We start from the raw sequence: 19,862 nt of genomic DNA, 5'->3' as shown, positions 1-19,862 counted from the left end.
TCCGTCTAATGGAAAAACTACCCAAAAGACCTCCTGCTTTTGTCCATAGAGTCCGCCTAAGAAACAAATGACGTAGTTGAACAACACCAGGTTCTATCCCATAACATATTTTTTGTCAAAAAAACGCCCCAGAAGTGACATTTCAAACAGTAAAAACGTAAATCATCCGCTATGATAAAGATGTATTTCCACATTCCGCTGAAGGGAGCCCTCTATGAGAAATCAAGGCAAGCACTCCGATTTAAAGACTTTTATCCTATCCTTTAAGTCCATTCTGGTAAACCTGCCATTTCCCTGTTACATTCTCGACCTAGATGGCACCATTGTCCTTTCAAATGATGCTGCTATGCGACTCACCGGGTATCCAAGAGGAACAGAGTTTAAACGGAACTTCATCTCTCAACTAGATGATGAACACATTGATCAAACTATTCACCATCTTAAAAGTGTTCTATCAGGAGAACAAATGCAGCAGCAACTTTCCATTCGTCATCAAAATGGTCACAGTATCCCTGTCCAAATCCTTTCCCTTCCACTCGAAATCGGTGGGGGAATCCAAGGAGTTTTAGGCTTTATGTTCGAACAACCTGAAAAAATGGAACGGATCTCGGCAGCACCTAACAACCCCCAATGGGAAAAAATCCTTAATGAACTGAACATCTGTTTATGGTCAGTTGACGCTAGAACGATGAAAACATTGGCGATTTCCTCAGCTTGCCAGCCTATTTTAGGTTATTCCAAGCAGGCATTTACTGAAAATACCTGCTTGTGGGAGGAGATCCTTCATTCAAGTGATAAAGATCAAGTCATGCAACAGCTGCGTTCCATTGAAAGTGGCCGCTCTGCCAACCTAGAATACAGGATCCGTACGGAGTATGGGGACTATAAGTGGATTTTAGATTATATCACACCCGTATATGATGAACTTACAAATAGCCTTATCCGCTACGACCGGGTCGTTGTGGATATCGACCATCGAAAAAAGACCGAAGAAGAGCTGGAGTATATGGCTTTTCACGATACACTAACAGGGCTCCCGAACCGCAGAAAAATGGATTTGGAGCTGCAAAAAGCCCTGATTGAGGCGACTGAAAAGCATCATTTTGTCGGCATTTTATTTATTGATTTGGACCGTTTTAAAGACATCAATGATTCTTTGGGACACAAAATGGGGGATAAATTTATTCAAATGATGGCCGGAAGGTTAAAAGAAAATTTACGATCAGACGATATCCTCTCACGTCAGGGCGGGGACGAGTTTGTGATTTTATTGAAAAACCTGCCCAATAGCCAGGCAATAGATGAAATGGCTGCGCGAATCAGCTGCGTCATGGCCCAGCCCATTAAAGTCCTGGACCATGAGTATCGACTTAGTGTCAGTATTGGGACAAGTATTTTTCCTGACCATGGCGAGGAAGCGGACGTGCTCATGATGCGGGCCGATCATGCCCTGTATCTGGCAAAGGAAAATAAAACAGGAATTCAGCAATATCAAACGGGCATGTCCAAAAGTCTTTCTAGAAAAATGCTGATTGAGCAATATCTTCACCAGGCAATCGAACATCATGAGTTGTATTTGGAATACCAGCCGATTATGGATGTCAATACGAATGAGATTATTGGTCTGGAGGCACTGCTGCGCTGGGAACATCCGATATTAGGTAGTATTCCTCCAGGGGAATTTATTCAAATTGCGGAGGAATCGGACCTTATCATAAAACTAAGTAATTGGGTGTTATATACTGCCTGCAGCCAACGGCGCCGCTGGATGGACCAAGGCTTAGCTCCATTTTATATTTCGATTAATGTTCCAGCCCGGCAAATTCATCAAGATAATTTCATTGAAACCATTAAGCGTGCGTTAAAACAGTACAAGTTACCCGCGGACTTTTTAAAAATAGAAATTACGGAACGGACCGCGATGACGAACGTTGAGAAAACCTTGACGACGATGAGAGAGTTACAGGGATTTGGGGTTGATATCATTTTAGATGATTTCGGTATCGGCTACTCTTCGATTAGTTACTTGGTTCAATACCCGTTTAATACGATCAAGATTGATAAATCCTTTATCCAAGACCTGAACCATAATTCCAACCAAAAATCGGTTTGCCGCTCCTTGGTGGCAATGGGGAAAAACCTCGGGATGAATGTGGTGGCAGAAGGGGTGGAGGAGCTTGAGCAATACGATTACTTATGCAGCATTGGCTGTCATAAAATGCAAGGTTACTATTTTAGTAAACCAATTTCAATGGAGTTGGTCGAGAATTTTACGAAACAAAGCTTTTATAGTAATACCTACTGAAAGAGAGTAGGTAACTTTCCTTTATAAAAAATTCCTTGTATTGTCATTTTTCTGGGATTATTATATAGCTTGATTATACAAAACTATTAAAATGATTCTGGCAGGGAGACGTTTACTATGCGAAGTTACCTCATTTTGGGGATGTGCGCCTTATTCTTAGTTCAATATTTTGCCGAGCTCAATTGGCTGCAGTTCGTCGTCGTTGGGCTTTCATTATTGGCATTCTTAGGCAGTGCCTTTAAAGCAGACCGGTTTCCGCGCTGGCTCGGCATCATCATGATGACAGCGGGCATCCTCATCGAATCGCAAAAGGAACGGGGGCCCAGGGAATTAGCGATGGGATATTCTTAATTCTGCCGTTACTTTGCCTGTTGACACTTGCACCGCTTCTATCGGTTCCTTTAAGGCTGAGCGGGTACTTTGATTCGATTGCTGCCTTATTAAGAAACCTCATGCATCAGCCGAAAAAGTTATACGCGGGCATTACCGGAACTCTTTTTTTATTAGCGCCGGTCCTCAATCTAGGTTCGGTCCGAATTTTAAATGAGTTTATGGAGGAAATTAAACTGCCATCCACTATGTCAGCAAAAAGTTACCTGGTCGGCTTTTCAACATCAGTCATGTGGTCACCCTATTTTGCATCGGTTTCATTGGTCCTTCACTACTTGAATATATCCTTTGAAGAGTACATTCTGTACGGAATTGGCCTTTCGATCTTATCGTTAGTGGTCGGAAATATTTTGTTTGCTGTTTGGGAAAGACGAAATCCGCTTTCGGAAAAATTAACCCCCAACGCTCCAATCGATAAAGAGCACAGCCGGCAAATGATCAAGCTAGTTCTATTTGTGGTCATTTTAAAGAGTGCCTGCTTGGTGGTGGAGAAATTCACTCATTGGTCGATGATCGTTATCGTCTGTTTGATGTCGATCCTAGTTCCTTTAGGGTACGGGGTAGTGTCGAAAGATTGGAAACGAATGGCCGCTCCATTAGTGGACTTCCGCGACCGCACCGTTCCGATGTTGAACAATGAAATCATGCTGTTCATGAGTGCGGGGATGCTGGCTTTTGCGATTAAGGGAACAAGTGCCGCGAATGGGGTTAGTACCTTCCTTGGCCATTTGGCAGATCGGTCGTTTATCTTGTTTGCGCTCGCCGTGATGCTGATTGTTTTAAGTATCACCTATATGGGGATCCACCAAATTGCGGCCGTGGGTGCGCTTGCTATGCAATTAAATCCTGCCGAGATCGGGATTAGTAATATTGGCCTGGCCTTATTGCTCCTGCTTACCTGGTCGATTTCAACCGCTCTTAGTCCTTTTTCGGGATTAAATCTGATGGTCAGCCGTTTTGCGGGGATTTCCGGAGTTCAAACGGGCCTTCGCGCCAATGGACTGCATTTGTCCATCATTGCACTGATAGGAATTGCGATTATCTCCTATATCGGATAACAAAAACAGCCTTTAGGGCTGTTTTTGCATTTTATAAAGTATATACCCTGTGAAAAGCTGGAATAAATCCATAAAGTTTTTCGGATTTTTATTGGTCAGAACTTCAATCCTTTGTAATCGATAGGCCAAGCTGTTTCGATGAATATGAAGCTCCTTCGAAATGGCATTCATGTCACCGGAGTTTTTTATATAACAAATCAAGGTCTCAATCAGCTCTTGCCCTTTTGGATTTTCATCAAGTTCCTTATAAAAATCAGTGATTTCCGTAAAAGAAATATCTTTATTGGTTAGGTAGTCAATAAACTTTAGCTCTTGATAATGGCAAATGGTTTGAGGGAGATCCATCCGCTCGACAATTTCAATGGCACGCCGGGCTTCATGAACGGATTTGGACACATTGGTATAGTTGCTGCCGATCCCAATCTTTAGCTTATCCTGAGAATGGACCATCTCGATTCTTTTCACCACATCACTGTCACTTGGGACCACAAAAAGCAGGGAGTCTTGATTGAGACGAAAAGAAAACTCCTGCTCTAACAGATAGGGTTCCTTTGAGATATGGCCCTTTACCACAATTGCCTTCCGTTCTAACGTTAAATTAATTCCAATTGCTTCCCCGCTGCTGATCATTCCGGGGTCATATTCCTCGCTGCGGAACACCCATTGATACAAAAATTCCTCTTTGATCTGCTCTTGAATACGTCGTTCCCTGAAAAGAAATTCCTGGTTGATTAATAGATCAGCGGTAACTCGGACTAATTCTGCAAAAGGACCGACAATGCTGGGATCCCCGCTGATTCCAATAACGCCCATAATTTTATTTCGAAAATGGATCGGCATATTGACACCTGGCTGGGACCCCTCCTCCGAATGATAGATTGAAACAATCGTTCCCTGCTCAATCGCGGAAATCGCTCCATGATGGTAGGTACCAATCCGTTTCGGGTCACCGCTCCCAATAATTAAACCAATCTCATCCATGATGTTGACATTATAAGGAATGACGTTCATTACTTTATCGGCGATTTCTTGCGCTAGGGCTTGATACATTCTCATCCGTTTTCCCCCTCGGTGATTGTCTATTTTTAAAATAGTACAAAAAATATTTGGTTGTTTGCCCAAAAAAGTACTATGATTATTAGCAATTTGAATGATGATTTATTTGTAAGACAATTATACAATAAAAAATGTAAACGGTTACTAAAAACAAACAAAAAGTTCTACCAGGTTTGATAAAATCGTCAATAATTAGTCACTTGACTAATGTTCATTTCTATTCTTTACACCATTTAAAAATGATGTTGGTCAAATGACTAAAAACATCTAGAAAAAATTTATCAAATTGAACGAAGCTATTTTCAGCGAAACCGTTTACGATAGATATGTGAAATGATTCACGAACTCAAAATAAGTCAATCATCACTTATCACTAATTTGTCATACCATTCACATACTTGTTTACAGAATATAGGTTATTATGATTACGAAGTTTGAAATAGGTTTGACGTAATGAATAATAATCTTTTATAAAAACAAGGTTTGTGAATAAATTCACAATGTATTATTTTTAAGAGCTTCTTGTCCAAAAGCAAGAGTCTAAACAGCTGGGAGGAGTAAAAAAATGTTTAAGCCAAAAGGGGTAATCCCCGCATTAGTCACACCATTAGATAAAAACGGTCAATTGATGGAAGAGGCATTACGAAAAGTCATCGACTACACCATTGCCGGTGGTGTCCACGGATTATTTATCCTAGGGTCGAGCGGCGAAATTTACGGTTTAACACCTGAGCAAAAGCGCCGTGTCGTGGAAGTAACCGTGGATCACACGGCTGGAAGGGTTCCTGTTTATTGTGGGGCTAGTGAAATCACCACGAGGGACTGTATCCAAACAGCTCAAATGGTTGAGGAAATTGGCGGCGTGTCAGCCTTATCTGTCCTTACTCCATATTTTATGTCACCTACCCAAACGGAGTTAGCCGAGCACTTTAAAGCAATTGCCAAGTCAACAAACTTACCCGTAATTCTTTACGGAAATGAAGCACGTACCCAGGTGAAAATTGATGTGAAGACGTGTGAAGAACTTAGTAAGGTCGACAACATTATCGGAATTAAAGACTCAAGCGGAGATTTTACGAAAACGGCTGAGTACTTGCGGGTAACTCCGCGTGAATCCTTTTCTGTTTTATTAGGACGCGACACACTCATTTATGCAGGTCTATGTCACGGTGCCATTGGCGCCATTGCCAGCACCGGAAATATTGCACCTAAATTAGTGGCGGATATTTACAACACATTTGTGGCGGGCGACTACCAGAAGTCATTAGAGCTGCAATTCAAGCTTGCTCCATTACGCTTAGCTGTTGACAAAGCAACATTCCCTGTTGTGTTAAAAGAAGGCTTAAGAATGGTAGGAATTGATGTTGGTTACGCATTTGCTCCTGCTGCAGAGATGAATCCAGAAAGCAAGAAAATCTTAGAAAATGTTTTAAGAGATCTAGAACTTTATCAAATTTATTAATTTCCTAAAGGGAAGGAAGAAATAACATGCCATTATTGTATGTTGCCTTAGCAGTTGTCCTTTTACTTGTTTTAATGATTCCGCTAAAAATGAACGGTTTCATTGCGCTTCTCTTAACTTCTATATTTGTTGGTTTGCTTGTCGGAATGCCGCTGGATAAAATTTGGGACACCATTGGTGATGGTCTTGGAGGACAGCTGGGCGGGACGGCTCTTATTGTTGGCATCGGGGCTATGCTTGGAACGGTTATGGCTGATGCGGGAGCCGCACAGCGGATTGCTACTAGTTTAGTAGACAGAATGGGAATTAAACGGATTCAAGCTGCGATCTTAATCGCTGCATTTGTTCTTGGTATTACCATGTTTTTCGAAGTCGCTTTTGTCTTATTGATTCCACTAGTATTCGTTATTGCTCGTCAGACAAAGTTAAATCTATTGTGGGTGGCTTTACCAATGTCGGTTGGGTTATCAACCTGTCATAGCTTCCTCCCGCCGCATCCGGGACCAGCTGCAGTTGTTGGCGTCTTCCATGCCGACATGGGCTTGACTCTATTATACGGCTTGATTATTGCCATTCCAGCCGCTACTTTTATTGCCTATACCTGGACTAGATTTCCATTTATTAAAAAGATTAACCCAATCATTCCAGAAGGGCTTATTACGAACAAAACGTTTAAAGAAGAAGAAATGCCATCCTTTGGCTCAAGTATTTTCGTAGCCCTTATTCCAGTCGTACTAATGGCTGCTGACGCGATTTGCACTTTATTTTTACCAGAAGGAAACAGTTTTAGGCACGCAATGGATTTCTTCGGCTCATCTGAAATGGCTTTATTACTTGCTCTCTTAATCTCTATGTGGCTGCTAGGACCTAGAATAGGCCGCCCGCTTAAAGATGTTATGCAGTCTTGCTCCAATGCGGTTAAGCCGATGGCCATGATCATTTTAGTTATTGGTGCAGGCGGTGCCTTTAAGCAAGTACTTGTAGACGGTGGAATTGCTGACTACATCAAAGATATAACATCTGGCTGGAACATGTCTCCAATCATCCTAGCTTGGATCATTGCGGCTCTCTTACGGGTTGCTCTTGGTTCCGCAACAGTTGCGGTAATGACTGCTTCTGGAGTGGTACTGCCGATTGCTCAAGCATCAGGAATCAGCATGGAATTAATGACACTTGCCGTTACTTGCGGAAGTATTGCTTTCTCTCACGTAACCGATCCAGGGTTCTGGATGTTTAAGGAATACCTTAATTTATCGGTTCCTGAAGCTATTAAAATAAGAACAACCTATACAACCGCCCTTGCCATCATTGGTTTGATCGGTGTATTAATTCTCAATATGTTTGTAGGATAATCATTTCTTTTGAGTCAACCGGGCAGTAAATCATAGCTTACTTATTCCCTTGGGGAGTTTGCTGCCCGCTATGGTATCAAAAATTCTTATAAGGATAGTACAATCTTGTACTCTCTTTTAATAAAAAAATTTGTAGGAGTGTTGTAGAAATGAAGAAAATTGGATTTATTGGATTAGGAATTATGGGTAAGCCGATGAGCAAAAACTTAATCAAAGCAGGCTATCAGTTGATCGTTAGTGATTTTAATAAAGATGCAGTGAAAGAACTTGAACAATTAGGGGCAGAAATAGAAACAACTCCAAAAGCAATCGCTGAAAAATCAGATATCGTGATCACTATGCTTCCAAACTCTCCAAACGTTAAAGCTGTTGCACTCGGAGAAAACGGGCTGATTGAAGGCGCACGTGATGGATTGATTTACATTGACATGAGTTCCATTGCACCAGCTGCTTCTCAAGAAGTGTATCGTGCATTAATTGAAAAAGGCGTAGAAATGTTAGATGCTCCTGTCAGCGGCGGCGAGCCAAAGGCCATTGATGGTACGATCTCTGTCATGGTTGGCGGTAAGAAAGAAGTTTTTGAAGAAGTGAAAGAGGTATTAGCCGCAATGGCTGGATCTGTTGTACACGTTGGTGAAATCGGTGCCGGTAACGTCACAAAGCTTGCGAACCAAGTCATCGTCGCCTTAAACATTGCAGCAGTATCGGAAGCATTCGTGTTAGCACAAAAAGCGGGTGTAAATCCAGAAGCAGTTTACCAAGCGATCCGCGGCGGTTTAGCCGGAAGCACGGTTCTAGATGCAAAAGCGCCAATGATGCTGGACCGTAACTTCGACCCAGGCTTCCGAATCAACTTGCACATTAAAGATTTAACAAACGCAATGGAAACAAGTCATGAGTTCGGTGCGCCTGCGCCATTAACTGCCGCAGTATTAGAAATGATGTATGCATTGAAAGTCGATGGTCATGAATTTGAAGACCACAGCAGTCTATTAAAATACTATGAAAAATTAGCTAATGTTGAGATTTCTCGTTAATTATTTTAAAAAAAAATGACTAGAGAACGCAGCATCTTGAAGCCCTTCGTTCTCTCCTAAAAGGAGATCATCCCCATGAATACAGTTGAGAAAGTTATTAACGCTACTCCAGTTGTGACAGAAATGGAAGTCTATCCAGTTGCTGGCCGTGATAGTATGTTATTAAACCTTAGCGGCGCACACGGAGCTTATTTTACAAGAAATATTGTCATCTTAAAGGACAGTAATGGAAATGTCGGCGTTGGGGAAGTACCAGGCGGCGAAAGTATCCGCAAAACGCTTGAAGATGCACGAGCAATAGTAGTTGGCGCATCCATTGGTAACTATAACAATATCTTAAATAAGGTTCGACAAGAATTTGCCGGACGCGATTCAGCGGGCCGCGGGTTGCAAACATTTGATTTACGGATTACGATTCATGCGGTTACGGCGCTTGAGGCAGCATTGCTTGACCTTTTAGGAAAGCACCTAAATGTTCCTGTTGCCGCACTTTTAGGCGAAGGCCAGCAGCGTGACAAAGTGAAGACATTAGGTTACTTGTTCTATGTTGGCGATCGCAATCGCACGGATCTTCCCTATTACAGTAATCCGGATTCGGAATTGGAATGGTACCGTATCCGCCACGAAGAAGCGTTAACTCCGGAAGCGGTTGTCCGTCTTGCCGAAGCATCTCAAGCGCTTTATGGCTTCAAAGACTTTAAGCTAAAAGGCGGCGTATTAGAAGGGAAAGAGGAAATCAAAGCGATTAAAGCATTAAAAGAAAGATTCCCAGATGCAAGAATCACTCTTGATCCAAACGGTGCTTGGTCATTAAAAGAAGCGGTTGAGCTTTGCAAAGATATGCATGGAATTTTAACCTATGCAGAAGATCCATGTGGTGCGGAAAATGGTTTTTCTGGCCGTGAAGTCATGGCTGAATTCAGAAGACAAACAGGTCTTCCAACGGCAACGAACATGATTGCAACGGATTGGCGCCAAATGGGTCACACGATTTCCCTGCAATCAGTGGATATTCCGCTTGCGGATCCGCACTTCTGGACGATGCAAGGTTCTGTCCGTGTCGCACAAATGTGTAATGATTGGGGCTTAACTTGGGGATCACACTCCAATAACCACTTTGATATTTCACTAGCGATGTTTACTCACGTGGCTGCAGCTGCTCCTGGTGAAATCACAGCAATTGATACCCACTGGATTTGGCAGGAAGGCATTGAGCGTTTAACGAAGGATCCATTCCAAATTGTCGATGGCCACTTAGCGATCCCTGATAAGCCAGGCTTAGGTGTGGAAGTCGATATGGAGCAAATCATGAAGGCTAATGAATTATATAACAATATGGGATTAAATTCTCGTGATGATGCGGTTGGTATGCAGTTCTACATTCCAGGCTGGAAGTTTGATAACAAGCGCCCTTGCTTGGTCCGTTAATTAATATACTAGTATAATCAAAACTATAGAGGGTGACATTGTTGTCACCCTTCACTTATTAAAATACATTATTTTTTTAATAAATCGTAAAGGACAGATCGTTATGAAGTTTGTGCTAGCGCCTGATTCGTTCAAAGAAAGTATGACGGCGAAAAATGCTGCCCTTGCAATGGAAAGAGGAATCCGAAACGTTTTTCCTGATGCAGAGTGTGTGATTGTTCCAATGGCTGATGGCGGGGAAGGCACAGTCGAATCGCTCGTCAGTATGACGAATGGGGAAATAATTAAGACTGAGGTACAAGGACCTCTCGGTAAAAAGGTCATCGCGGAATATGGTCTCTTGGGTGAGGGGCAAACCGCTGTTATTGAGATGGCAAGTGCCAGCGGATTGGAATTACTAAAACCTGAAGAGCGCAATCCGTTATTGACCACCACGTATGGAACCGGGCAATTAATTAAGCATGCGTTAGACAAAGGTGTCAGCCGGTTTCTAATTGGAATTGGCGGCAGTGCGACCAATGATGGGGGAGCAGGCATGCTTCAAGCACTTGGTGTTTCGTTTAAAGATGAAAACGGGGAAGAGCTATCACTTGGCGGCGGTGCTTTGGGCCGCCTGCATACGATTGATCTCAGCGGCTTGGATGAGAGAATGAAAGATGTCAAAATCGATGTGGCCTGTGATGTTACCAATCCGTTAACTGGTGAAAACGGGGCTTCTGCTATTTTTGGACCGCAAAAGGGAGCAACTCCTGAAGTGGTATCCTTGCTTGATGAAAATTTAGCTCATTATGCTGAAGTGATGAAAGCGCAGTTGAATAAAGATATTGCCCATATGGAGGGTGCCGGTGCAGCAGGTGGACTTGGTGCCGGGTTGATGGCTTTTTTGAATGCTAGGTTGCGAAAGGGTGTTGACCTTGTAATTGAGTATACCTGCCTGGAGGAGCGCATCCAAGGTGCGGATTATGTGTTTACAGGGGAAGGCAGCATTGATGGGCAAACGCTTTTTGGTAAAACGCCGTTTGGTGTAGCGACGATTGCCCAGAAGTATTCCATCCCTGTGATTGCATTTGCCGGCCGGATTGGCAAAGGTGTGGAGCCTTTGTATGAGAATGGGTTTACGGCTATTGTTGGTATTTTAACAGAAGTGAACTCTTTGGAGGACGCATTGAAATCTGGAGAAACAAATATTGAGTTTGCCGCAGAAAATATCTGCCGTGTATTAAGGGTATAACCAAGGTGTATGCTGCCAAGTTTTCTTGGCAGCTATTTTTAGTGGAATTTAGAAAATGGTGCAGCTATAGGCCTAGAGCTCGGGAGATCTAAGCCTATTTAATACACTTGAACCTTTTTTCATTTAAGGTAATAATGGAAGAGATTACAAACTAGATTGTGACTCGAGGAGCTTGGAGATGAAAGATTCTTCTAAAAAAATAAATATAGAATATGTTCAACGAATTACGTTATCAAAGCAAGTAATGGAAAGTATTGTTCAGCTATTAATTAGCGGCCAGCTAAAACCTGGGGATAAGCTTCCTACGGAAATGGAATTATTGGGGATTTTGGATGTCAGCCGGCCGGTACTGCGTGAGGCGCTTAGTTCACTGGAATCATTAGGGGTTATTACACGAAAAACACGTGAGGGAACTTTCTTTAATAATAAGATTAGCAGTCATCCCTTTTCCGTTATGCTAGCGTTAGCACATGATAACCTGCAGGCGATCGTAGAGGCACGGATGGCATTGGAGCTAGGGCTAATCACGATAGCTGCCGAGAAGATTAGTGAGGAAGAGCTGGTAAGATTAAAGGAGACGATTGATTTTATTGAGAATTGTCAAGATGGGGACTATGGGGAGGCCGATATTGAGTTTCACCGCATTATTGCATTGAGTGCGGATAACCCAATTGTTGAAGGAATGATTGATTCGTTAATTGTGACGCTGGTGAAGATTAATAATGAAATTAAGGTGCGAGAACCAGAGCGGACGGTCCGCCATCATACCGCGATCTATCAAGCACTCGCCAATCGAGATCCATTTGAAGCCTTCCACCAAATGTACCTCCACCTCGATTACGTCCGCCAAAAAGTCATAAAAGACACGAAAAAGTAGAAAGTCTAAGTGGGTGACCCAAAAGTATATTTTGGGGGCACCCACTTTTTTTATACATCAAACTAGTCTGTTGATTTCTGCTCCAGGCGCTTCGCTTTCCGCGGGCGGCACGGGGAGCCTCCTCGTCGCTACGCTCCTGCGGGGTCTCCCCAGCCCCGTACTTCCGCAGGAGTCTTCGCGCCTTCCGCTCCAATCAACAGAGTGTGAAAACTTAATCATCAACCACCTTTTGGGTCAGCCTCTTTTTATTTGCATACTTATTTCTTCTCCATCAACCACTTGGTAACGACTCTCGATTCCTCATCGTTTAAAAGATGGCCTGGCATTTTATCGGATCCTTCTGTAATCATCTTAAATAATTCATCTTCTGAGTATTTACTGCTCATATTTAGTATAGGTGGTCCCACAGCGCCTTTTAAATTGCCTCCATGGCAGGCTGAACACTTATTTCCATATAGCGTCTCTCCATCCAATGCTTCCTTTTTGTCGGCAGCATTGGATGAACAGCCTGCTAACAATAAAAGCGATAGTATTGCCACTGTCCAGAATTGCTTCATCATCTAAAACCTCCATCATCATCATTAGAAAAACGGCTCCTAACATGATTATAAAGTGTATAAAGATGGAAATAGGGCTTAAAAGATGAAAGTTTTCGGACAGTTGAAAAGACCGCAACCTTAAGAGGTAACGGTCTCTCCAACTGGCTGTACTTCTGATTCATGTACCAGCTGTACATTAAACCTGCTGTCCTTCTCTCTAATTTCCCAATAGCCCGAACTATACTTATAGATTACAATAAAAAGTTTTCCCTCGTAATGCACCTGTTCTGTCTTCACTACACCATCACCCTTATCTATTAGTTGAGTGATACTATCTATATTCCAGCATTCGCTAAAGTATGACGACATCCTTGGGAAACTAGCAGGTAAAGTTGACAATTAACCATAAACATAGTCAAAAACGGAGTAATGGTGTCAGGCACCATGAAGGCACCATGAGAAGCGTTCGAAATTAATAGATTTGGTAATTTTCCCAAGTTCGCCAAATTCCGAGGAACTTCGTTATGGATTAAACGTATTATCGAGTCCTTTATTAGTATCCTAACAATTATCACCATAATGAGCATAAAAAGTGTCGATATTTGATGATGAAAACTATTTCCGTGTATCCGCTTACAACTAGTAAACTTAATTCACAGGGAGTTTTAATATAAGGGGTTATCGCAAATGACGAATGAGGATCTATTTTTACAAATTGAAAATCTACGATTAAAAATGATAACAGTAGGCCTTTCTAAGGGCTTTACCTCCGCCGAAACGGTAAGACTTAGTGAAAGACTTGATCGATTAATCAACCTGCAAATGGGTTTAATAGAAGAACTAACCGCATAAGTTTTGACATACATGAAGTTTTTTTCCCAACATCATAGCCATGACATAAAAAAGGTGAAATCGTATTTTCTTAGTAAAGCTATATAACCAAAATGGCGGAGGGCCAGGCCCTCTATTTTTTTGCTCTCATTTCAAAAAAGAGAGCAATTCCACATAATTAAAAAAGGTTACAACTAAACAAAACGTCCGGTTTGCGATCACACATGCAAACCGGACGTTTTTCTCTTATTTAATAGTAACCGCCATATCCGTATCCATATCCATATCCAGGATAGCCGCCAGTTAGGGCACCCGCTGTTAACCCGCCGAGGAATCCGCCAACAAATGGTGAACCGAAACCACCGTAGCCGCCATATCCATAACCAGGGTAACCCCCATGAAAATATCCATGATGATGGTGATATCCTCCAGGGTAGCCGCCATGGAATCCTCCGTGGTATCCCCCATGAAATCCGCCGTATCCTCCAAACATGCGCATACATCTCCCTTTTTCTGTAATCAGCAGCAAGAATAGATTCTTACTACCTGTAATGTATGCAGGATAGATGTCCAGTGAATGGGCGGGCGCCAGCCTAGCTGGTAAAATAAGAAAGTATCATCCGCTTTGAGACTGATCCAGCTCCAGCGCTTTTTTATTTTTGTTGCTGAAGCTTGCCATGTAATCGATGTAATTGCTCCATGAGCGACTTATACTCCTCAAACTCAATATTACAGGTCTCAATCTTTTCGCTGACCTTTTGGGTAATAGCCAGCTTTTCTTCCAATGCCTTCTTTTCTAAAAAAATAAATACTTTTCTTTCATCTTCAGTGGAGCGTTCCTTCCGAAGCCAGCCGTTCCCCTCCATCCTTGCAATCATCGGCGTTAAGGTTCCGGTCCCAAGCGTTAATTTTTCGCCTAAGTCTTTAACCGTTACCCCATCATTCTCCCACAAGGCTAATAGGACTAAATACTGTGGGTAGGTTAACCCAAAGGGTTGAAGGACAGCCGTATACAGCTTGGTAAATTCACTGGCCGTTTCGTAGATGGCGAAACAGAGTTGATTTTTTAACGTAAAAAAGTCTTTCAAATAATCACCTTTATGAAAATAATTTTTGGACATCTTGTTCCATTCTGCGTGGATCGACCGTTGGGGCATAGCGCTCGACGACGTTCCCCTTAGCATCGACAAGAAACTTCGTGAAATTCCACTTAATATTCCTCGAAAGAAGTCCTTTTTTCTGATCTTTTAAAAAGGTAAATAGAGGATCTGCCTTGTCACCGTTCACGTCAATTTTGGCAAACATCGGGAAGGTTACCCCATAGTTCACTTGGCAGAATTGAGTGGTTTCATCAATATTGGCAAATTCCTGATTGTTGAATTGATCGCAAGGAAACCCTAAAACCATAAGACCTTGATCGTTATATTTTTCATATAATTCTTGAAGGCCCTTAAACTGCGGTGTAAACCCGCATTTACTGGCTGTATTGACAATAATTAACGGTTTTCCTTCGTATTCCTTCAATGATTTCATTTCCCCATTGGTTTTCGCTACATTAAAATCATAAACGGTTGTCATGTTCGTTCCTCCCCATTTTATAAAAAGTAAATCGTGTACAACTTAATCGTACACGATTAAAATGGTTTTAGCAATTATTTTCGTCTGCGTTGTCTCGACTTTTTGATTTTCATGATCTTCGTGGAGGGCTGTTTACGAATCCATTTGATAAAACTAGCCAGCTTTTCATCTGCTCTTAGTTCCGGTAAGGTAGTAAGCCGGGCGGCAATTTCCTCATTCGTGTAGAGGGCATGAATTTGTTTGTGACAGGGAATGCAAAGATTCGCGGTTGCCCCGAATGTGCCGCCCATTTCTTTTGGAAGCAGGTGATGAACGGTTGTTTCTACCTCTTGTCGTCCGCAAAGTTCACAAGTCCCCATAGTTTTATCCCTCCTGTAATTTTGGTACTATTATTTACAAGAACGTAAATCAAGATTCCAATTTGGCTGGGAAGGAGCATTCCATGCGTTATTTATTTTTATTGATCATTGCGATACCGGCAGCGGATATTGGATTATTGATTTTATTCGGGAGATCCATCGGCTTTTGGCCTACCTTGCTGCTGATTATATTAACTGGCGTCCTTGGAGCTTATTTAGCGAAAAGGGAAGGGCTGCAAACAATTCGGAAGGTCCAAGAGCAGTTAAGCCGCGGTCAGCTTCCAGGGGATGCGGTATTAGATGGGATTTGCATTTTAATCGGCGGAACTTTTTTATTAACACCGGGATTTGTAACCGACATTATCGGCTTTTTAATGCTTTTTCCTCCGACAAGGAAGTTATTTAAGGTTTTAATTCTATATTTATTCAAAAAGAGGATTAATAGAGGAAATCGGAAAATCATCAAATAAAAAAAGGTTGTATACCCTGGATTATGCACAGGGATACAACCTTTTTATTATTTTACAGCTGTTTTAGGTACAAAACCGGTTAATTTCCCATAACTGATTCGATACCAGCCGCCGCTTGTGGAAAGGATCGTAACCGTTTGGTTTTTCTTGATGACACCAATAATTTTTGCTTTTGAAGAAGCAGAAGTCCGGACATGTAATAAGGAAACGATCACCTTACCTGTTTTCAGCTTTTTAACTTCAAATGAAGCAGCAGCTGAAGATTTGTTATTACTAGGATCGACAGCATTGATTCCAACTGTATATTTGCCGTTCGCATAGGGAGCCGTGCTGTATGGCAGCGTTACTGTGCCGGCTTTTGTTAAGGCATCCTTTTTCAAATAAGTGAGAATCTTTCCTTTGCTGTCTTTTACATATACCGTTAATTTCGCAGTCTCATTTGAATTAAAAATGAGTGTACCTTGATTACTGCTGTTATTGACACTAACCTTTATGCCCGTTAGTTTTGGAGCAGTGGTATCTTTTACTGGGACGATCTTCTTCACGTCAAAAGATGGCAGTGTTGATGCTTGATTATTGGACTCATCAATCGCGATAATCCCAACAAAATATTTGCCATTTGCTAAAGGAGAAGTACTGTATTCTTTTGTCGTCGTGCCACGTTCCGTTAAAACGTTTTGAGCTAAGTAGGTCAAAATCTTCCCATTACTATCTTTAATATAAATGGAAATTTTCGCTTTTTCATCCGTATTAAAAGAGATCGTTGTTTTATTTTTTGCATTATCGACACTAACTTTCACACTGCTGATCATTGGTGCGATCGTGTCAGCTTTTGGAGTTTCTACTACCGGTGGGATCGCAACACCATTTGCTGGAGTTTCCACTACCGATGGGGCCGCAGCACCACTTGCTGGAGTTTCCACTACCGGTGGGGCCGCAGCACCACTTGCTGGAGTTTCCACTACCGATGGCGTCGAAGCATCACTTGATGGAATGACGAATTGCGGTCTTTCCGTGTATTCTTTCGATAAAGTTGTGCCATCATAATAAAACGCTAAGATTTCATTATATTTTTGACCCGCATCTGCCCGGTTTTTTGCACCCCATTGGCTTAAACCAACGCCATGACCATCACCGAGACCAGAAACAGTGATCGCTTCAGTTGTTTCGGTTGCAGAGGTTACCAAATAACTTAACATGGTCCGAATGCCAACCATAGCCCGTACTTGAGAGGCAGGTACATTTTTATACTCTAATTTTTGCGGTGTAAATAGACCACTCGGGTCTACTTTATCTTTTGTTAAAAATTCAATCGTTATATTACCTTTTGATACACGGCCGCCAGAGGTCGGTGTCGTCAAGGACAAGATAGGAATAGCCGTAATTCTAATGTCTTTCCCTGCGTATCCGTGTGATAGCATCCAGGTTTTAATCGAGGATGTTAAAGAAGCATCAGTTTCTTTCATTTGCTCCCAAGCGATTGTTGCTGGATTGATTTGTTGTTTTTTTACAGAAAACGTCCAAGGTGTTTTAGCATCAAACTCGTCTGTTTTGATGGTCAAATAAGCTACAGGTGATGTTCCCCATACATTTGCATTTGACTCGGTTTTCCCGCCATTACTGGCAGAGAAAACAGCACTGATCATTCGGCCATTTGATTTTACAACTTCACCCTTCGTCTCATCTACAGCTGCTGTACTGTTTGGGTGCCAAGCATACCCGCCGTAAACTTGATAATTAATCGTGTCGTCCATCACTTTATTTAAATAGGATAGGGCATAGGTTCTAGCTGCGACTGCCTGGGATTTTAATGCTTCTTTATTCCAGCCTGCCATCATTTCAAAAGGTACAACACCTTTTAAATAATCTTCTATAAAAACCTCATTAATGGGCCGGACATATTTTGAATTCTCAGGGATAAACCGAAATGAACCTAAATAGGGACGGTTGTTAATGGTTAGATAGTTTGTTTCTAATGACGGGATTAGGTTTACGGAATCACTTTGAATAAGTGTGGTTGAGCCTTCTAATACGATGATTCTATTAGAATCATATTTGACCATATAAGAAGTCCCATTTTTTAAACGTAGATTTGATCCTTGTATAAGATAATCCCCCGTAGGCCTAATGGTTAATTGTGTTTGGTTGCCTATATAATTAACCAATTTAATCTGCAATTTTGGTTCAATCGTGTCAGCCGATGCACCTGAAATAAAAAGATTAAATAGTAAGAAAAAGGAAAGAAAACTTACTACTATTCTATTCAATTATTCTCCTCCGCTCATAAATAATATACTCACATAAAAAATCATACTTTATTAGAATAATAGTTTACAATGGAAGATTATAGGGAAATTGGCCGGTGAACAAACCAGCCGTTTGTTACTTCTATAGGGTTGACAGCGGTATCAGTCTATATTATCCTTACAATTGTAATTTGTTTAGTAAACAAATTAAATACATATAACCTTCTCTTTTTTTATGTAATCGTGAAAAGGGTTGCAGTTAATGAATAATTCATACAACGGGGGGATACAAATTGGATGGACTAACAAACTCATTACCAATTATATGGGTAGCGGTGGGAGTCGCCTTACTCTTATTTTTGAATATGAAATGGAAACTTAATGGAGTTCTGGCACTCCTAATTGCTGCTATATTCGTAGGAATCATGAATGGCTTAACACTGCCAGAAGTCATTGACACGATCAAAAAGGGTCTTGGCGGCACACTTGGCAGTTTGGCATTAGTCATTGGATTTGGTGCTGTACTGGGGAAATTGATGGTTGACTCAGGTGCTGCGCAACGAGTAGCGTCTACACTCCTAAATAAATTCGGTGTAAAAAATGTCCAATGGGCGATCTTGCTTGTCGGTGCGATCTTCGGTGTATCGGTATTTTACGAGGTTGCCTTTATTATCTTAGCTCCACTGGTGATCAGTATCGCGGTTGAAGCAAAAATGCCATACTTACGTCTTGGGGTGACGATGGTTGCCGCAGCCACAATGGCTCATAGTATTTTCCCGCCTCAGCCCGGTCCAGTAGCCCTTGTTTCTGCCTATGGTGCAGATATGGGAATGGTTTATCTTTTGGGTCTTGTAGTGGTTATTCCAGCGATTATCTGTTCGGGAATTATTTTTCCAAAATTGATGCGTAATGTCGAACGTCCGGTTCCGCCATTATTACAGAAGTCAAAAGAGTTTACGGATGATGAAATGCCCCGCTTTGCGGTAAGTTTAATTGTTCCGTTAATTCCAGCCATTATTATTACTGCAGCAACAATCTTAAATATTTTTATCAAAAAGGGATCGACTGCGTATCAAATTATTAACTTCTTCGGAAGTGCTGAAATTAGTATGTTACTGGCTGTCTTAGTGGCCGTATATGTATTCGGTATTCGTGTTGGCCGGACCATGCCTGAAGTAATGAAATCCTTTTCCGGGGCGATTGAAGGTGTTGCGATGGTCATCTTCATCGTTGGTGCAGGAGGGGCGTTCAAACAAATTATTTTAGACTCTGGCGTTGGTGATTATATTGCCAAAATGATGGAGCACACAAGTATTTCACCGCTTATTATGGCTTGGTTTATTACCGCTTTGCTCCGTTTAGCGACAGGTACAGGGGTCGTTTCTGCGATTACAGCAGCCGGGATCGTTGGTCCATTAATGCATCAATTTGATGTCAACCCTGCCTTAATGGTATTAGCAACGGCAGCTGGCAGTAACACCATTACCCATGTAAATGATGCCTCCTTCTGGTTGTTTAAGGAATACTTTAATCTATCTATTAAAGATACCCTTAAATCATGGGGACTTCTTTTGTTGATTAACTCACTTGTCGGATTAGGAATTGTCTTATTGCTGAGCTTGTTTATCTAAATGGAAAGAGGG

General features: G+C 41.8%; 20 protein-coding genes. 12 read left to right on the top strand and 8 right to left on the bottom strand.

From position 1 onward, the window contains the following. Positions 1–214 precede the first annotated feature (214 nt). The 3 genes from L1999_RS26425 to L1999_RS26415 all read left to right on the top strand — a co-directional run bounded on the left by L1999_RS26425 (position 215) and on the right by L1999_RS26415 (position 3,753). Positions 215–2,305, top strand: coding sequence for a sensor domain-containing protein (locus tag L1999_RS26425; protein ID WP_235741238.1), 2,091 nt, complete (start codon positions 215–217; stop codon positions 2,303–2,305). 117 nt (positions 2,306–2,422) lie between these two features. After that, complete coding sequence (locus L1999_RS26420; protein ID WP_235741237.1) at positions 2,423–2,656, top strand: hypothetical protein; 234 nt, start codon at positions 2,423–2,425, stop codon at positions 2,654–2,656. Between the two features lie 20 nt (positions 2,657–2,676). Continuing rightward, a complete protein-coding gene (locus L1999_RS26415; protein WP_235741236.1) occupies positions 2,677–3,753 on the top strand; it encodes a hypothetical protein in 1,077 nt (358 codons plus the stop codon). Between the two features lie 12 nt (positions 3,754–3,765). Here L1999_RS26415 and L1999_RS26410 read toward each other — a convergent pair whose 3' ends face one another. Further along, a complete protein-coding gene (locus tag L1999_RS26410) occupies positions 3,766–4,809 on the bottom strand; it encodes a CdaR family transcriptional regulator (RefSeq protein WP_235741235.1) in 1,044 nt (347 codons plus the stop codon). Positions 4,810–5,374: 565 nt separating this feature from the next. On the opposite strand from L1999_RS26410, the gene dapA reads away from it, so the two are divergent. From dapA to L1999_RS26380, 6 genes are all read left to right on the top strand, one after another. Next, on the top strand, positions 5,375–6,271 hold the full coding sequence (gene dapA, locus L1999_RS26405) for a 4-hydroxy-tetrahydrodipicolinate synthase (protein WP_235741234.1): 897 nt from the start codon (positions 5,375–5,377) through the stop codon (positions 6,269–6,271). A 26-nt stretch (positions 6,272–6,297) separates the two neighbouring features. After that, the gene (locus L1999_RS26400) at positions 6,298–7,623 is read left to right on the top strand and encodes a gluconate:H+ symporter (protein WP_235741233.1); all 1,326 of its coding nucleotides are present in this window, start codon (positions 6,298–6,300) and stop codon (positions 7,621–7,623) included. 149 nt (positions 7,624–7,772) lie between these two features. Then, complete coding sequence (gene garR, locus L1999_RS26395) at positions 7,773–8,660, top strand: 2-hydroxy-3-oxopropionate reductase (RefSeq protein ID WP_235741232.1); 888 nt, start codon at positions 7,773–7,775, stop codon at positions 8,658–8,660. A gap of 75 nt (positions 8,661–8,735) precedes the next feature. Further along, the gene (gene gudD / locus L1999_RS26390) at positions 8,736–10,088 is read left to right on the top strand and encodes a glucarate dehydratase (RefSeq protein WP_235741231.1); all 1,353 of its coding nucleotides are present in this window, start codon (positions 8,736–8,738) and stop codon (positions 10,086–10,088) included. A gap of 103 nt (positions 10,089–10,191) precedes the next feature. After that, a complete protein-coding gene (locus tag L1999_RS26385) occupies positions 10,192–11,319 on the top strand; it encodes a glycerate kinase (RefSeq protein ID WP_235741230.1) in 1,128 nt (375 codons plus the stop codon). 178 nt (positions 11,320–11,497) lie between these two features. Beyond that, the gene (locus L1999_RS26380; RefSeq protein WP_235741229.1) at positions 11,498–12,196 is read left to right on the top strand and encodes a FadR/GntR family transcriptional regulator; all 699 of its coding nucleotides are present in this window, start codon (positions 11,498–11,500) and stop codon (positions 12,194–12,196) included. Between the two features lie 257 nt (positions 12,197–12,453). Here the strand turns inward: L1999_RS26380 and L1999_RS26375 are convergent, their stop codons facing one another. Then, positions 12,454–12,756 (bottom strand): c-type cytochrome, encoded by a 303-nt coding sequence (locus tag L1999_RS26375; protein ID WP_235741228.1) that lies wholly within the window; start codon positions 12,754–12,756, stop codon positions 12,454–12,456. Between the two features lie 117 nt (positions 12,757–12,873). After that, complete coding sequence (locus L1999_RS26370) at positions 12,874–13,032, bottom strand: hypothetical protein (RefSeq protein ID WP_235741227.1); 159 nt, start codon at positions 13,030–13,032, stop codon at positions 12,874–12,876. A 390-nt stretch (positions 13,033–13,422) separates the two neighbouring features. On the opposite strand from L1999_RS26370, the gene L1999_RS26365 reads away from it, so the two are divergent. Next, positions 13,423–13,587: an aspartyl-phosphate phosphatase Spo0E family protein gene (locus tag L1999_RS26365; protein WP_098531386.1), complete on the top strand. Its 165-nt coding sequence runs from the start codon at positions 13,423–13,425 to the stop codon at positions 13,585–13,587. A gap of 229 nt (positions 13,588–13,816) precedes the next feature. On the opposite strand, the gene L1999_RS26360 is transcribed toward L1999_RS26365, so the two are convergent. The 4 genes from L1999_RS26360 to L1999_RS26345 form a co-directional block, all read right to left on the bottom strand. Next, entirely contained in the window at positions 13,817–14,059 is a 243-nt protein-coding gene (locus L1999_RS26360; RefSeq protein ID WP_235741226.1) for a spore coat protein, read from the bottom strand. A gap of 160 nt (positions 14,060–14,219) precedes the next feature. Further along, positions 14,220–14,687: a MarR family winged helix-turn-helix transcriptional regulator gene (locus L1999_RS26355; protein WP_235741225.1), complete on the bottom strand. Its 468-nt coding sequence runs from the start codon at positions 14,685–14,687 to the stop codon at positions 14,220–14,222. Beyond that, positions 14,665–15,144, bottom strand: coding sequence for a glutathione peroxidase (locus L1999_RS26350; RefSeq protein WP_235741224.1), 480 nt, complete (start codon positions 15,142–15,144; stop codon positions 14,665–14,667). Before L1999_RS26350 ends, L1999_RS26355 begins: the two co-directional genes overlap by 23 nt. A 74-nt stretch (positions 15,145–15,218) precedes the next feature. Beyond that, the gene (locus tag L1999_RS26345; protein ID WP_235741223.1) at positions 15,219–15,503 is read right to left on the bottom strand and encodes an HNH endonuclease; all 285 of its coding nucleotides are present in this window, start codon (positions 15,501–15,503) and stop codon (positions 15,219–15,221) included. An 83-nt stretch (positions 15,504–15,586) separates the two neighbouring features. On the opposite strand from L1999_RS26345, the gene L1999_RS26340 reads away from it, so the two are divergent. Beyond that, positions 15,587–15,973, top strand: coding sequence for an FxsA family protein (locus tag L1999_RS26340; RefSeq protein WP_215047242.1), 387 nt, complete (start codon positions 15,587–15,589; stop codon positions 15,971–15,973). 47 nt (positions 15,974–16,020) lie between these two features. Here L1999_RS26340 and L1999_RS26335 read toward each other — a convergent pair whose 3' ends face one another. Then, a complete protein-coding gene (locus L1999_RS26335; protein WP_235741222.1) occupies positions 16,021–18,240 on the bottom strand; it encodes a SpoIID/LytB domain-containing protein in 2,220 nt (739 codons plus the stop codon). 272 nt (positions 18,241–18,512) lie between these two features. Between L1999_RS26335 and L1999_RS26330 the strand changes: the two genes are divergently transcribed. Then, a complete protein-coding gene (locus L1999_RS26330) occupies positions 18,513–19,850 on the top strand; it encodes a gluconate:H+ symporter (protein ID WP_235741221.1) in 1,338 nt (445 codons plus the stop codon). Positions 19,851–19,862: the final 12 nt, after the last annotated feature.

The organism is Neobacillus drentensis, assembly GCF_021560175.1.
Taxonomy (GTDB): domain Bacteria; phylum Bacillota; class Bacilli; order Bacillales; family Cytobacillaceae; genus Neobacillus; species Neobacillus drentensis_A.
The sequence above is the reverse complement of the archived record's forward strand: the minus strand, read 5'-3'. Positions and strand labels throughout refer to the sequence as shown.

Excerpts from the sequence above, each read along its gene's own strand:
- L1999_RS26380 (WP_235741229.1), top strand. The coding sequence starts at position 11,498 with ATGAAAGATTCTTCTAAAAAAATAAATATAGAATATGTTCAACGAATT.
- dapA (WP_235741234.1), top strand. The coding sequence starts at position 5,375 with ATGTTTAAGCCAAAAGGGGTAATCCCCGCATTAGTCACACCATTAGAT.
- L1999_RS26360 (WP_235741226.1), bottom strand. The coding sequence starts at position 14,059 with ATGTTTGGAGGATACGGCGGATTTCATGGGGGATACCACGGAGGATTC.
- L1999_RS26385 (WP_235741230.1), top strand. The coding sequence starts at position 10,192 with ATGAAGTTTGTGCTAGCGCCTGATTCGTTCAAAGAAAGTATGACGGCG.
- L1999_RS26345 (WP_235741223.1), bottom strand. The coding sequence starts at position 15,503 with ATGGGGACTTGTGAACTTTGCGGACGACAAGAGGTAGAAACAACCGTT.
- L1999_RS26350 (WP_235741224.1), bottom strand. The coding sequence starts at position 15,144 with ATGACAACCGTTTATGATTTTAATGTAGCGAAAACCAATGGGGAAATG.
- L1999_RS26365 (WP_098531386.1), top strand. The coding sequence starts at position 13,423 with ATGACGAATGAGGATCTATTTTTACAAATTGAAAATCTACGATTAAAA.
- L1999_RS26420 (WP_235741237.1), top strand. The coding sequence starts at position 2,423 with ATGCGAAGTTACCTCATTTTGGGGATGTGCGCCTTATTCTTAGTTCAA.
- L1999_RS26410 (WP_235741235.1), bottom strand. The coding sequence starts at position 4,809 with ATGAGAATGTATCAAGCCCTAGCGCAAGAAATCGCCGATAAAGTAATG.
- L1999_RS26355 (WP_235741225.1), bottom strand. The coding sequence starts at position 14,687 with ATGTCCAAAAATTATTTTCATAAAGGTGATTATTTGAAAGACTTTTTT.
- garR (WP_235741232.1), top strand. The coding sequence starts at position 7,773 with ATGAAGAAAATTGGATTTATTGGATTAGGAATTATGGGTAAGCCGATG.
- L1999_RS26340 (WP_215047242.1), top strand. The coding sequence starts at position 15,587 with ATGCGTTATTTATTTTTATTGATCATTGCGATACCGGCAGCGGATATT.
- L1999_RS26375 (WP_235741228.1), bottom strand. The coding sequence starts at position 12,756 with ATGATGAAGCAATTCTGGACAGTGGCAATACTATCGCTTTTATTGTTA.
- L1999_RS26400 (WP_235741233.1), top strand. The coding sequence starts at position 6,298 with ATGCCATTATTGTATGTTGCCTTAGCAGTTGTCCTTTTACTTGTTTTA.
- L1999_RS26425 (WP_235741238.1), top strand. The coding sequence starts at position 215 with ATGAGAAATCAAGGCAAGCACTCCGATTTAAAGACTTTTATCCTATCC.
- gudD (WP_235741231.1), top strand. The coding sequence starts at position 8,736 with ATGAATACAGTTGAGAAAGTTATTAACGCTACTCCAGTTGTGACAGAA.